This window comes from Streptomyces sp. SID5464, assembly GCF_009862985.1.
In the GTDB taxonomy this organism is placed as follows: domain Bacteria; phylum Actinomycetota; class Actinomycetes; order Streptomycetales; family Streptomycetaceae; genus Streptomyces; species Streptomyces chartreusis_D.
Window position 1 is genome coordinate 117,820 of the sequence record NZ_WWIQ01000059.1, and the last position, 12,563, is coordinate 130,382.

The 12,563-nt window shown below is 66.9% G+C and carries 8 protein-coding genes; 1 reads left to right on the forward strand and 7 read right to left on the reverse strand.

From position 1 onward, the window contains the following. Nucleotides 1-11: 11 nt before the first annotated feature. The 7 genes from GTY47_RS29090 to GTY47_RS29120 form a co-directional block, all read right to left on the reverse strand. Entirely contained in the window at nucleotides 12-4,373 is a 4,362-nt protein-coding gene (locus tag GTY47_RS29090) for a hypothetical protein (protein ID WP_010043778.1), read from the reverse strand. A 199-nt stretch (nucleotides 4,374-4,572) separates the two neighbouring features. Continuing rightward, nucleotides 4,573-5,565, reverse strand: coding sequence for a hypothetical protein (locus tag GTY47_RS29095; protein ID WP_040903620.1), 993 nt, complete (start codon nucleotides 5,563-5,565; stop codon nucleotides 4,573-4,575). A 187-nt stretch (nucleotides 5,566-5,752) separates the two neighbouring features. After that, nucleotides 5,753-6,214 carry a hypothetical protein gene (locus GTY47_RS29100; protein WP_158688440.1) on the reverse strand — a complete coding sequence of 154 codons (462 nt, stop codon included), beginning with the start codon at nucleotides 6,212-6,214 and terminating at the stop codon, nucleotides 5,753-5,755. A gap of 29 nt (nucleotides 6,215-6,243) precedes the next feature. Then, nucleotides 6,244-7,059: a hypothetical protein gene (locus GTY47_RS29105; protein ID WP_234025777.1), complete on the reverse strand. Its 816-nt coding sequence runs from the start codon at nucleotides 7,057-7,059 to the stop codon at nucleotides 6,244-6,246. Nucleotides 7,060-7,272: 213 nt separating this feature from the next. Further along, nucleotides 7,273-7,788 carry a hypothetical protein gene (locus tag GTY47_RS29110; protein ID WP_010043787.1) on the reverse strand — a complete coding sequence of 172 codons (516 nt, stop codon included), beginning with the start codon at nucleotides 7,786-7,788 and terminating at the stop codon, nucleotides 7,273-7,275. A gap of 300 nt (nucleotides 7,789-8,088) precedes the next feature. Next, nucleotides 8,089-8,469 (reverse strand): BBE domain-containing protein, encoded by a 381-nt coding sequence (locus tag GTY47_RS29115; protein ID WP_158688441.1) that lies wholly within the window; start codon nucleotides 8,467-8,469, stop codon nucleotides 8,089-8,091. 26 nt (nucleotides 8,470-8,495) lie between these two features. Next, complete coding sequence (locus GTY47_RS29120; RefSeq protein ID WP_040903623.1) at nucleotides 8,496-11,183, reverse strand: cellulosome protein; 2,688 nt, start codon at nucleotides 11,181-11,183, stop codon at nucleotides 8,496-8,498. 312 nt (nucleotides 11,184-11,495) lie between these two features. On the opposite strand from GTY47_RS29120, the gene GTY47_RS29125 reads away from it, so the two are divergent. Next, the gene (locus GTY47_RS29125) at nucleotides 11,496-12,536 is read left to right on the forward strand and encodes a LacI family DNA-binding transcriptional regulator (RefSeq protein ID WP_010043799.1); all 1,041 of its coding nucleotides are present in this window, start codon (nucleotides 11,496-11,498) and stop codon (nucleotides 12,534-12,536) included. The last annotated feature ends 27 nt before the right edge of the window (nucleotides 12,537-12,563 follow it).

Consider the following 12,563-nt stretch of genomic DNA (forward strand, 5'->3'; position numbering starts at 1 on the left):
GTCTCCCGCTTCTAGTTCGTGGTCATGGTGCAGCGCATGAAGGTTCCGGTTCCAGTGGCACAGTCACCCTTGATGTTGGTGTTCAGCCAGTAGGCGTCCCTGTCCATGAGACGCATGTTCTTGGCGAATCCCGAGGAGAAGGCTGCCATGGATCCGCTGTTCTGGACGCCTGAGATGGACGACCTTCCGCATACCTCCCGGAAACTCGGCATCGTTCCGGGAAGATTTCTGAGATGGATGGTTCCGTTGTCCATCTGCGCGTATGTCTGCATGCATTCCGCGCCGGTGGAGACGGGGTTGAGTCCATCGAGGTCGGCTGGCTGCCCACCGCTGTTGTAGGAGGCGTTGAAGGTGAACTCGTCGCAGTTCGGATCGTCGGTGCTGCTGTTCATGGCAGCCGGATCGTAGTTGGTCCGTGCCCATCCGTCCACGTCACAGATGACGGCACGGTTCGCTCCGTTGCGTCCGCCCGGCAGGTAGTACAAGGGAGTATTCATGCTTTCCAGTCCCGGGCTCTTCGGACTGCCGTGCTGGATGAGCCAGGCGTGGGCTGCTGCCTGCGGGTATTTGGCGGCGTTGAAGGTGTAAGTGGGTGCGTAGTTGTGGAAGACGCATCCTCCGGTGGAGGTTATTTTGGTGTCGCACCGGATTTCGTCGAGGTCGGTCTTGCGGACCTGGCTCTTGGACCACTGGTAGCCGGTGTGCGTGGGGGCGATGCTGTTGTCGGAGGGGTAGATGTCTCCGTCGATCTGGACGTCCGGGTGGAAGAGGAATTCCTTACCGGCGACCGAGTTGTCCCAGGTGTAAGTGGTGGTCAGATTCGCAGCGTGGGTGTCTCCCGGTGTCCAGTTGGGTGCTCCGTTCCAGGCGCTGTTTCCTGGTTCGTTGGGTGTGCAGCCGGTTTCGCACAGATGCTTGTTGATGGCGAGCATGACATCGGCGATGTCGAGAGGGACGGAGTCCGGCGCGATGCTGAGGTGTTCGGTGAAGGAGTTCGTTCCGTCCAGTTCCAGTACGCGCTGGATCTGGAACATGATCGTTCCGCTGTTGCCTTCCGAGGTGATGTAGTAGTACGGCATGGCCCGGTTCTCGCAGGCGATGGTGCGGGTGGCACGGGCGATGATCTTCCCGTCGTCGCACCAGGTCGCGAGGCCCTGGGACGAGACGCTGGTCGCCAGTGAGCCGTCGGGGCCGGGGTTGGACGCGTCCTTGCCCAGCGCGGCTGTGGCCTTGTCGTCCGGGGACTGGATGGCCTGGTTGGGGTTGGGGCTGCTGCTGTCGTACGCCGGCAGGGCGAGGTCGACGGCGTAGTCCCTCGGGATGCCGTAGTCGCCGGGGACGAAGGCCATGGCGTCCCAGGCGATGTCGTCGTCGCCGGACCCTGTGTAGGTGGTGTTGGAGAGCTTGACCTCGGGCGCCTTGTCGTTGAAGCGGAAAGCGCCGAGGTAGACCCAGGTGTTGCTTTCGTTCGCGTCCTGGTTGACCGTGACCTTGGCGGTGCCGAGGGCGGTGGGTATTTCGTAGAACGCCTTGGTGGTCTGGGCTCCGGTGTCGGGGATGTGGACGTAGATCGCCGCTTGCTCTTCGGGGACGGCGCCGGGGAGTTTCCAGTCGCCTTGGATCGTCATGCGTCCGCCGTCGCCGCCGAGGTGGGCCTGATCACGGGTGTGTGCGTACCAGAAGTGGCCCTGGTAACCGCCGCCGATCTGGTGGAGGTCGGCTTTGGCGTCGTACTGGCCGAGGCCGGGTCCGGTGGCGTTGGGGTCGGGGTAGAACGTGAACTGGAACGAGCCGTCGGTTGTCGTCGTTCCGCAGTCGCTCCAGGTGGGTGTTCCCGCCGGAACGGAGTGGACGATCTTCGCTCCTGACGGAAGGTCCCCGGTACCGCACTGCGGTGTGCCGTACTGGAGGCGGTATCCGCGACCGGGCTCGCTGATCAGCGTCGCGTATTTGATCTTCTCGTTGCCGCAGGTGGAAGAGCAGTTGTCCTTCCATGTGGCATTGGCGGCGTTCCACCAGTACTGGGTGTAGCAGCCGGCGTCGGGGCAGTCCGGCGGGTTGGCGGCGTCACAGTTGTTGGCCGTGTTGCAGAACGTGTCCAGTGGCGGCTTGATGGCGGTGCGTGCGGCGGTGGTGGTCCACCATGCGGGGTAGAAACCGGCGGAGCTGTAGCCCGATTCGCCGGGCCAGTCCTGGCGGCCGGAGGTCGCGTAGGAGTGGCCGGTGTCGATGGACCAGGCGGCCCATCCCATGACCTTCTCCTCGTACGGCCAGTACTGCGGGTGGGCGGCGTCCCAGGGCCAGTTGACCGGGTCGGCGTCCATGTCCATGAAGGGGTCCCGGTCGGCCGGGTAGACCGGGTTGGCGGGGTTGTTGAACCAGCCGAGTCCCCAGTTTCCGTTCTCGGCTTCCTTGGACCGGGGGTTGAAGCCGAGGTTGTAGTTCCAGACGGCGGTGAACCAGTTCTCAGGCTTAGCCGGGTCGTCGTTGTTGACGGTGATGGTCTGGCCGGTTTCGTGGACCTCGTTCCACTTGTCCGCGAGGATGTAGAGCGAAGAGGCGATGTTCATCGTGTAGTCGAGCGCGATGGCGCGCTGGAGTTTGGGGTCGAGAGAGGTTTCGTCGTCCTTCTCGAGTCCGGCCTTGCGCATGCCGTCGGTGACCTGGCCCACGCCGTAGCCGCAGTCGGACAGGTCCCAGTGGATGGTCCAGTAGTCCGCGAGGCTGCCCCCCGTCTGGTGTCCGTAGTAGCCGTCCACGGAGGCCAGCGGGCTGCCCATCTGGCCGGGAATGGCGCCGGATTCGGCCTGCCACAGGTTGGACTCCTGGGCGAGGATGCCGAGTTCGACCTGTGCGGGGATGCGGCCGCCGCCGTTGAGCTGGGGGGCGGGCCAGGTGCCCTGGGGGTCGATGGTGGCCAGTCCGGTCTGGGTGCGCCAGCCGCCCTGTTTGATGTAGCCGGAGGTGAGGTCTCCGCGCACGGCCATGTCGACGGCCCATTCCACCTGGTTGGGGGTGGGCTGGAGGGCCTGGGTGTTCACGTCGTTGCGGGGCACGGAGCACCAGGCGTCGGTGTCCACGGGGTTGTGCGCGCGCGGGTCGTCGGTGTCCGTGGTCATGAGGCTCATCGTGGACATCTGCGGCCGGCTGCCGCCGGTCAGGGCCGGCGAGGTGGTGCCGCCCGCTGTGGCGTCCGGCTCGTCGGCTGTGAGCGTGGTGCGCTTCCCGGTGATGGTGGACGTCGCGGTGATGTCGAGGAGGTGACTGACGATTCCAGCGCCCTGCCCGGTGGCCGGCTCCTTCGCGGTGTGCGAGAGGTCCTTGCCGATTCCCTTGATGTTGGCGACGCCGCGCTGTACGGCGTCGGAGACGACCGGGTCGACGGCGAGACGGCCGCGGGTGGACAGCTGTGCGTCGTGGGGGATGTTCGTCTCGGTGATGCCGCTGCGGCCGAATGCCGCGTCGTGGGTGGCCTGGCCGAGGAGGTAGACCTTGCCGGTGGTGTCCTGGGCGAGGCCCATCGCGGTGGTCTCGCCGTGGGCGACGGTGGTCTTCGTGCCGTGTGCGTACGTCTGCACGCGGGCCCGGGTGTTGTCGGTGCGGTCGATGTAGGTGACCGTTCCGTCTTTTCCTGCGGCGATGTCGTACGGGGCGTGCTTCGTCGCGGTGAGCGTCGCCTGCTTGCCCTTGCGGCTGATGTGGACGAGCCGGTTCCCGGCCGCGCCGATCAGCCCGTCCTCGACGGGGACGGCGGAGGTGATCTCACCGTTGGCGGTCGTGTCCGCGACGGTGTCGCCGTGCGTGTCGACGGTGATCAGGCGCGTCTTGTCGTCGCGCAGGGCGGTGAACGCAGCGGTGTGGGTGTGGGAGTTGCAGGTGGGGTCGAAGTAGGCGAGGGACCCGGTGAACGGCATCTTGGTCACGTCGCCGCTGTCCAGGTCGACGACGGCCGTCAGGGCGCCGCCCATCATCAGGTCGGGTTTGTTGGTGAAGGTGCGGGGGGCGTAGACGACGGCTGCGTGGTGTTCGTCCATGAGGCAGCTGTTGCCGATCCAGGTGTCGGCCGGCAGCTGCGGTTCGGACAGGACGGTGGCGGTCCTCCAGTGGTAGCCGGTCTTCGCGTCGGCGACGAGGAGGTGCAGTCCGTCGCTGTCGGCGGCGGTGGTCACGGCGCGATCGCCGGAGGTCTTCCAGCTCTTGCCGAGGACGCTGGCGCGGTCCTCGGCGGGAACCGCCAGGGGATGCTTCTTCTTGGTCGGTCTGATCGGTCTGGTGTGTCCGCTCTTCTTCGGCGGTGCCGCACCCACTGCCTGCGCTGTACCGGCCATGGTGAACGTCATCGCGGCGACCGCGGTCGCCGCGATGACAGCCATCGCACGTCTTCTGTGCTGTCTTCGCATGGTTGGTCTCCTTTCTTTCTGCCAGATCAGTCCGTGGTGCTGACGAATCGTTACTTCGAGACCGTCCAGGGCACGGTGCGCACCTGGACCTTGCAGGGATGTCCGTCACGGGCTCCCCGCCCCTTCGACATCAGGGGTGAGGACGTTGCGGCTCCGCCACGCCCCGCACCGCTCATGCGGCCTGCTGGGCCCGGGCCACTGACAGCGCCTTGCCGTGGCGTGAGGCGATCGCCTCCAGCTCGGCCTTGTTGTCGGCGATCTGCTTGTTCTCGATCTTGCTCTCGGCGTCGAACCAGATCCTCACCAGGTTGGTCCGCTGCTTGCACGCCACGTCGTCGACAGCCAGCTTGACGCTGTCCCGGCTCTTCGAGGCGCGGCCGTCGGTGACGCCCTGAGCCATCGCCTCGTACGGGTCGGCCAGGTTCTTGTGGCCTTTGGCGTCCATGCAGGACGACCAGGCGCGGATCGCCTTCTTCACGCCCCCGTCCCGCTGCGAACCGGTCAGGCTCTTCCCGGCGAGTTGGGAGACGAACAGTGCGTCGGAGTCGTCGAGTTTGATCTGTTCCTTGCTCCAGCCGACACAGCCGCCCTTCTTCAGCGCCTTGCCGTTGTAGGACGTGCGTGCCGGCTTGACGCTGTTGGGAGTGACGTAGAAGCCGCTCTTGCCGTCCTTGGGGTGGGCGATGACCGGCTTGGTGTGCCCGGTCAGTACCTCCACTTGCACGCCGGGGAGGTCGGGGACGCTCTGGCTCGTGTGGCCCCGGAACTTCGGTGCCAGCTCATAGCCGTACTTCGCGGCATCGTTCGGGTCGGTGATGCCGTAGCGGCGTTCCATATCGGCGTCGTCGGTGCTGGGCGGCGGATTGGCTCCGGGCTCGGGCAGGGTCACGTGGAAGCCGTAGCCGGCCATGCACTTCTGCTGGAGGTCGGTGGTGGCCTGGTCGAGGGTGACCCGGTCGGCGTAGGAGAGCATGTACTTCTCCAGGGGAAGCACCATGTTCCTGGCCAGTCCTTGCCGGGGGACCTGTGCGGGCCAGTTGTCCTTGTTGACGATCGGCTTGTCGGCCGAGGTGTTCCGGGCGCTGGTGCTGTTGCCGCTGCACGCGGTCATGAGGGTCGCTGCGGCGATGGCGATCGCGACGACCACAGGCTTCTTCACGTTCATGTGATCTGCTGTCCGGTCGGTGAAGCCGCGGTGGCGGCGGTGGCCGCCACCGAAGCTGCGGTACGGCGCTCGCTCATCATGAGCGCCTTGGGTGCGAGTCAGGCGAACTGCTCGGAGGTGCCGGCGTCCGAGGAGCCCGTCGGCCTCATCGAGGCCCCTTGCGTGCACGGCAAGGGGTTCTCCTCTGCTACTTCCGGTCGACGAGGGGAGTGAACTCATCGACGTAGATCTTCGGCACCTGCGGAACCGGACCCATGTCTCTCGAGCCGATCACCGCGTCATCCCGCCCGGTTTTTCCCGGAGGGACGTCCTGAAGCCAGAACCGGTTGTACGCGGTCCAGCCCTTACCGTCGGCGATGCTGATCCGGACGGAATACGTCGCATGCCGCTGGTAGGTGTTGGCCACCTCGATCTCGGTACGCACACCACTGCTTTCCGGTGTGGCACGCACGGTCAGGTCTCCGTACTCCAGGACACGCGTACGGCCTTCGGAGTGCACCGAAGCCACGGGCGATGGACGCACTTGCGGACTGCTCTGCTGCGCGCTCGGAGTCGCCGGCCGCTGCGATGCGGGGACCCTGTCGGCGGTGCCGTCCGTACACCCGGCGGCCAGCACACACGCCGCCATCAGCCACAGTGCCCGGGTCATGCACGGTCCGGGCACCACTGCACCAGTCCTCACTGGTCGGATGCCGCCATCTGCTTGCGCGCGGCGGCGACTTCCTTGCCGTGCTGCTCCTTGATGCCGGTCAGCCGGCTCTTGTTGTCGGCGATCTGCTTGTCCTGGATCGCAGACTCCACACCGAACCAGATCTTCACCAGGTCCGTCTGCTTCTTGCAGTCGATGTCGTCGACCGCCAGAGCGATGGACTCCCGCGACGGCTTCCCATCATTCGTGACGCCCTGATCCATCGCCTTGTACGGATCGGCAAGTCCCTTGTGTCCCTTGCCGTCCATGCACGAAGACCACGCGGCCGTCGCCTTGATGACCTTGTCGTCCTTCATCGACTGCATCAGGCTGTCCCCGGCGAGCTGCGCCACGAAGGTGGGGCCGACTTCCTTCAGGCCGAGTTGCTCCTTGGACCAGCCGACGCAGCCGCCCGTCTTCAACTTCTTTCCGTTGTACTCCGCCCGAGCGGGCTTCACGCCCTGGCCGGGAGCTGCGAGCCGTTCTCCCGTCCTGACTCCCGTGGGGGCCTTGGGCGGTTCGGGCTTGGTATGGCCGGTCAGGACCTCGACCTCGACCTCGGACAGATCAGGCATGGCCTGCTCGGTGTGCTCCTGCAGTGCCGGCGGGAGCTCATAGCCGTACTTCTCGGCCTCGGCCCGGTCGGTGATGCCGTAACGGCGTTCGATGTTGGCGTCGTTGTCACTGGGAGGCGGGTTGGCGCCCGCTCGCGGCAGCGTCAGGTCGATGCCGTAATCCTTCATACAGGACTGCTGTAGATCGTTGGCGGCCTGCTCGACGGTGACCTGCTCCTCGTAGGAGGCCATGTACGCCTCCAGCGGAAGGCTCAGGTCCTTGGTCAGGCCGCTGGTGGGGATTCTCTTGGGCCAGTTCTCCTTGTTCACGATCGGTCTTCCGTCGGCCGCGTTCTTCGTGGCGTCCGATGTCGTGCCGGAGGAGCAGGCACTGACCAGGAGAGCTGAGGCGGCCAAGGCCACGGCGGCGGCTGTCTGCTTGATGTGCTGCACGGGGGTTCCTTCTTATGCGAAGTGGGAGGATGCGTTGTTGTTCTTCAGAGCGGAGATCAGGTCGGTGATGTTGCAGTCGCCGTAGGGGCCGTTCTTCGCGAAGTACTGAGAGGTGCCGCCGTAGCCGGAGTTGTAATACACGCGGTAGTTGTCATCCGGGGCGCAGTTCTGCACGGACGCCGCATTGTTCTTCATGTACTGGCCGTTGCCGTAGCCGCCGTTGCCGAATACGTACCGGTAGGTCGTCAGTGACGATCCCTGGTACTGGCTGGTACCCCAGTGGTCGGACACGTTGCCGTAGAATGTCGTGAAGGCCGACTTGTAGTAGCCGTCCTGGACGGCGATGTCCTTCGAGTTGTAGAACAGCCACAGGTCACCGTACGAGCAGGTGATCCACGGAACGTCACAGTTGTCCGTGACCGTGTACTCGGCCGCGTTCGCCGGACCGGCGGTCGCCATCACGGCCGCCACTGCCGCGAATGACGTGGCGCAGGCGGCCAACTTCTTCTTGAAGCGGATGCGTCTCATCTCGTCTCCATCGGTAGATCATTTGGGCGAGAAGGACCCTCGCACCAGGTGAGTGTCATGGCCATGCTTTTTGCGTGATCAGGACCTGACCGAGGAATAACCTTGACCTGACTGCGCAGCTTCTTCTGGTCGCCCTTGATGAGCACTATGCAAAGGGGGCCTTGCGGTTGAGGAAATAAACAGCGGCTGTTGGCAAACGGCCTTGCCCCGGGCCGACGTTGGAGAGAGGGCAGAGGAGGGGGCAAGGCCGCGGCTGTTCCGGCTCGGAAACCGGCCTCGATGTGGTGGGCGCGGGGCGCCTCACCGCAGTTGGCTCGGGGCGATGTTCTTGTTGTGGCGGAACAGGTTGCGCGGGTCCCTGGCCGCCTTGAGCTCGGTGAGGCGCCGGCACTCGGCCTCGCTTCCGCACGCGGCGCCAGTGCGGGAAAAGGCCGTGGCCTCCTCGTCGACGCCCTCGGGGATCGCGCCGCCCAGTGCCCGGACGTTGATCGCGGTGACCGTGCCGGGGATCTTCGGGGAAGCGGCGAGGCGGTAGCCGCCGCGTGCGGCGGCGCGTCGGCCGTGCAGGGCAGTTGCGTCGGCCGTCCGGGGTGGTTGCGTCGAGGAGGTTGTTCGTCTCGGTCCACGTGGCGTGGTGCACCGTGTTGCGGACGGGTGCCCCGGGGCGTACCGGTGAGTCACCGGTACGCCCCGGGGCCGTCCGTGGGCTACTTCTGTGTGAGCGGTGTGACGCCGATCTGGTCGATGACGGGCGCGTACGGGGACCGCTGGTCGTACTGGTTGTAGGTGTCGCCGTTGAAGTCGGGGAGTTCCTCGGCCGTGAAGGTGAGCCGGTTCGTGCCCTTCTTCAGGGTGACCGGGACGGTCAGGTCCCAGAAGTTGTTGAAGTGGAAGGTGGTCGGGAACAGCACCCGGCGCGCCGGTCCGCCGTTGACGGAGAGGTCGGCGTGGCGGGCGATCGGGTCGGGGTTGTAGTGGGTGGCCGGGGCCTGCTCGGCGTTGGAGTAGCGGATGGTCAGCGCGTGCCGTCCGGGCCGCTGGGCGACGACGTCGACGGTGAGGGCGTTGGCCTTGCCGTCGCCGATGCCGGTGACGGCCTTGCCGTTCGCCGCGAAGGTGTAGGTGTCGGTCACCTTGGCCGCACCGGTCGGCGTGCCGTCCTCCGCCTGGTACACCTTCGTCACGAGGTTGCCGTGGGAAGGAGCGACCCGCAGCCGGTCGAGGAGCAGTGCGCGCGAGGCACCGGTGACGGTGATCTTGTTGATGCCGCCGGACAGGAAGACCCGGATCTGGTCCGTGCCCTTCTTGGTCCCGCCGACCTTGGGGATGTCGAGCTCCTCGCCGTTGAGGCTCACCTTCGCCCGGCCGCCGCCGAGGTGGTCGAACAGGACGGTCGCTTCGCCGTCGGTGGGGGAGTGGACCCAGAAGGCCGCGGAGTCCCCCTTGGCCAGCGGCACGGCACCGGGACCGGACGCACCGGGGTGGGTGTAGCCGGGCCGGGCTCCGGAGAGGGTGGCGTACTCGGCCTCGTAGACCGCCGGGGCGGTCACGTTCTCGTCGCGCAGGGCGAGGTCGATCTTGTCGATGATGGCGTCGCCCTTGGTGACGCCGAGGTCGGCGTCCTTCGCGGCGAGGGTGAGCCGGTGCTTGCCCGCCGTGAGCTTCACCGTGGTGTCGGTGTGGCCCCAGACCACCCACTTGTAGCCGAGCGGCAGTCGCAGCTCCTGCGGATCCTCGCCGTCGACACGCAGGAAGACGTTGGTCGGACCTTGCTCCTTCACCAGGTCGTACAGGTTGTACGAGTTGGCGAAGACGCTCAGGTCGTACGTGCCGTCCTTCGGGACCTCGACGTCGAAGGAGAGCACTCCGTCGGAGCCGGTGCGCAGGCCGCCCACGTTGTAGGCGCCCGACGTGGCGAACTTCCCGACCTGGGAGGGCGATCCCTCGGGGCCGTTCCTGGAGTAGCCGCCGCCGGTGTAGGTCGCGTTCTCCGCCTCGTACGTCTTGCGCCAGCCGACGGAGGGTTCGGCGGGCTTCCCGCCGTCGCCGCCGGGGGAGAGGATGACCTGGTAGGCGGACATCTCGTTCATGCCGGTCATCGGCAGTGTCACCGAGCCGTCCGCGCCGACCGTCAGCTCCCGGTCCGCGAGCCGCAGCGGCTGCGCGGAGTCGCCGACCTGACCGGTCCAGGGAATCTCCTGCACGGTGGCGTGCACGGTCTTCCCGAACAGCTTCGGGTCGATGTTCTCGAAGACCACGTCCGCGTCACCGCTCTTGCCGCCGAAGAGGACGCGGGACTGCTTCTTGTCCTCGTCGAGGGTGGCGACACCCTGGAGGGTGTACTGCTGGTTGGGGTGCGGGGCGCTCACCTCCACGGTGTGGCCGGACATCTGCCCGTAGGCGTTGAACAGCCACCACTGTCCGTTGCCCTTGTTGGCCTCCACGGCCGAGTCGTTGAGGTTGCCGTCGATGTTCCAGTACGCCAGGTCGGCGTCGATCTTCGACTCCTCGATGGCGGAGACCCACTGGACGACCTGCCCGGGTACGGAGAGGTGGTAGTTGTGGCCGTACTCGTTGACGTTGATCGGCAGCGGCCCGACACCGACCTCCTTCTCCATCTGCCGGTACTTCGCCACGTTCGTGCGGACCGCGGCGGGCGACGACAACTCGTGCCAGGTCATCACGTCCGGCACCACGTCGTGGGCCTTGGCGTACTGCAGGAAGCCCTTGACCTGGTTGTAGAGGACGCTGGTGTTGGGGCCGGCGATGCGGGCGTCCGGGTCGAGGCCCTTGATGAGGTGGTAGACCTCCTTCCAGGCCGCGAAGTAGTGCCGCGGGTCGTTCAGCCACGAGACCTTGTCGTAACTCCACTCGCCGGTGCCGAACATGTTCCCTTCGGGCTCGTTGAAGGGCACGTAGACGACGTGGTCCTTGTACCTGCCCATCGTCAGGACCTGCTGGACCTGCTTCTTGATCTTCTCCTTGAAGTCCGCGAGCCGCTCCGGGCCGTTGGCACCCGGCCACTGGTACGGGAAGCCGCGGTAGATGTCGGTCATGTAGATGTAGACGTCCTTGCCGCCCGAGTCCACGAACGGCGGCAGGACCTCCAGCGCGTCCGCTCCCGGGTGCTGCGGACCGTCCTGGGCCTTCGTCGACACCGTACGGACGTGCATGCCCTCCAGGACGTTGCGGCTCGGCACGCCGTCACCGTAGATCCCGTAGAGCGATCCGGAGGCACCGCCGTGGAAGGCGCCGGTGTCGGTGCCGAGGTCGATCGTGAGGCGCTCCCGTTCCGCCGCGCCGGCCGTGCCGGCGGGTACGGCGAGCAGGGCGGCGAGGGCCGCCACGGCCGTGGCGCCGGCGCTTGCTGTTCTTTTTCTGCTTCTGCGTCGCACTGAGGTCTCCGTGGGGTGATCCGGTCCCGTCCGATGGCGCGAACCGGTTCGATCGTCGTCGGGCCGTGCGGGCCTGGAACTGCGCGGCCCAGCCGGGGGGCATGACGGTTGCGGGCGGCTCTGTCGAACCGGTTCGGCGGAAGCTAGCACCGCCGGAAACGGGCCAGCAATACCCCTGACACGGATCGGCCGCCATGTTTCGGGGAGGATGCGCGAGGTATTGACACCCGCTTCGGCTCACTCCTACCTTCCCTTCACGCGAACCGGTTCGACGACTGGCTCGCGCTCGAACCGGTTCGACGAAGGAGCGCCGTGAACATCGGGGAGATCGCCAAGCGGGCCGGTGTCTCGCGGAGCACCGTCTCGTACGCGTTGAGCGGCAAGCGCTCGGTGTCGGAGGAGACCCGCCGCAAGATCCAGCGGGTCATCGACGAACTGGGCTACCGGCCCAACGCGAGCGCCCGCGCCCTGGCCAACGGCCGGACCAGCACCCTCGGTCTCGTCTTCCCGCCGGCCGGAAACCATTACACCGGCATGCAGCTCGACTTCATCGGCAGCGTGGTGGAGGCGGCGGCGTCCTACGACTACGACGTGCTGCTGTCCCCGAGCGGTGTGGACAGCGACCGTTCGTTCCAGCGGCTGCTGGCCGAGCGGCGGGTGGACGGCGCGATCCTGATGGAGATCAGGCTCCAGGACGACCGTGTCGACCACCTCGTCGCCGAGAACTTCCCCGCCGTCTGCATCGGCCGTACCGCGCAGCCGGACGGCGACTGGTGGGTCGGCCTGGACCACACCGCGCTGGTCGAGGCGTGCGTCCACCACCTCGCCGACCTGGGCCATCGCAGGATCGCCTTCGTGAACCGGCCCGAGCACCTGCTGCGGGCCGGGTACGAGTCGGCGCACCGCGGACTGGACGGCTTCACCAAGGCCGCGGCCGAGCGCGGGCTGACCGTGCGCACGTACTGCTGCGGCGACGACGCTCCCTCGGGCCAGGCGTGCCTGGAGCGGATCCTGCACGACGACCCGGCCACCACGGGACTGGTCACCCTGAACGAGGCCGCGCTGGGCGGTCTCTACCGGGGCCTGGCGGCGGCGGGCCGCCACGTACCGCGTGACTTCTCCGTCACCGGGGTCGTGGCCGGCCGGTGGGCGGAGACGGTGACCCCGCAGCTCACCGCGGCCGACGTACCGGCGGAGCAGATGGGGCGCCTGGCCGTCGAACTGCTGGTCGAGCGGCTCGACCAGCCCGAGGCGGCACCCCGCCACCACTTGCTGAAGCCGCCCATCTCCCTGCGCACCAGCACCGGGCCCGCGCACGCCGCGACGGACCCCGGCTGCGGCTCGCCGGTCTGACACTCACGGTTCTCACCCTCCCCCCGC

Coding starts and splice junctions, on each gene's coding strand:
- GTY47_RS29095 (WP_040903620.1), bottom strand. CDS start 5,565: ATGAACGTGAAGAAGCCTGTGGTCGTCGCGATCGCCATCGCCGCAGCG.
- GTY47_RS29090 (WP_010043778.1), bottom strand. CDS start 4,373: ATGGCTGTCATCGCGGCGACCGCGGTCGCCGCGATGACGTTCACCATG.
- GTY47_RS29110 (WP_010043787.1), bottom strand. CDS start 7,788: ATGAGACGCATCCGCTTCAAGAAGAAGTTGGCCGCCTGCGCCACGTCA.
- GTY47_RS29105 (WP_234025777.1), bottom strand. CDS start 7,059: ATGGCCTCCTACGAGGAGCAGGTCACCGTCGAGCAGGCCGCCAACGAT.
- GTY47_RS29100 (WP_158688440.1), bottom strand. CDS start 6,214: ATGACCCGGGCACTGTGGCTGATGGCGGCGTGTGTGCTGGCCGCCGGG.